Source organism: Streptomyces tricolor (genome assembly GCF_002155905.1).
Taxonomy (GTDB): domain Bacteria; phylum Actinomycetota; class Actinomycetes; order Streptomycetales; family Streptomycetaceae; genus Streptomyces; species Streptomyces tricolor.
In genome coordinates, this window is record NZ_MUMF01001044.1 from 1 (window position 1) to 803 (window position 803).

Annotated in this window: 2 protein-coding genes; one reads left to right on the forward strand and one right to left on the reverse strand. The window is 74.7% G+C overall.

Going from position 1 to position 803, the window contains the following annotated elements; translation table 11 throughout:
• A partial coding sequence (locus CCN44_RS42610) for an SDR family oxidoreductase (RefSeq protein ID WP_143650521.1) occupies positions 1-168 on the forward strand: 168 nt, incomplete at its 5' end.
• Positions 169-521: 353 nt separating this feature from the next.
• Here the strand turns inward: CCN44_RS42610 and CCN44_RS42620 are convergent.
• Positions 522-803: ferritin-like domain-containing protein (locus CCN44_RS42620; RefSeq protein ID WP_276329152.1), on the reverse strand; the 282-nt coding region annotated here is incomplete at its 5' end.

Sequence of the window (803 nt, forward strand, 5' to 3'; positions counted from 1 at the left end):
CCCGCACTGGCACACACCGAGGCCGCGATGACCCGGCTGGCCCCGCTGGGTCGCGTCGGCGAACCGGACGACGTCGCACACGCGGTGCTGTATCTCGCCTCGGACGCCTCGGCGTTCACGACGGGTCAGATACTCCGCCCGAACGGGGGCGTGGCGATGCCCTGGTGAGGCGCCCGGCCCGCCAGGCGGCCACCCAGCGCCCCGTCGGCACGGCCCCGGTCGCGCTCCCCTCGGGCACGCAGTGCACGGGCAGCAGGCTCAGCCCCCACCCGCCGGCCGCGACGGCCCCTTCCAGCACCCCCGCGTCCTCCCCCGTGGCGAGCCGCAGCACGGCCCACCACCACGCCGCCCCGGCCCCGAGCGCGATCGTCCAGCGCACTGTCCGCCCCACCATGCCCGCCATCACCTCCAGCCGGACGCTAGACCGTCGCCTGTCCCGCACGGGAGGCGCACCACGGGCTCACCGATGCAACACCGGACCACGCGGCATCACGGGCGGCGACCGCCGCCTGCCACGCCTGTTACGCGTTCTCCGCCTGGAACATCCAGTGGTGCTTCTCCAGATCGGCGGTGATCCCGATCAGGAGGTCCTGGGACACCGCGTCCGGTTCCCCGGTCGCCTGCACCCGCTCCCTCATCCGGGTGATGACCGAGCCCAGCGCGTCCACCATCGCCCCGACCGCGTCCGCGTCCTTGATCCATCCGGCCGGGGTGGTCTTGATGCCGCTGCCGTTGGCCACCGTGGCGGCGCGTCCGTCGGGCGGTACGCCCAGCGCGGAGGCCCGCTCGGCCACCGTGTCCGA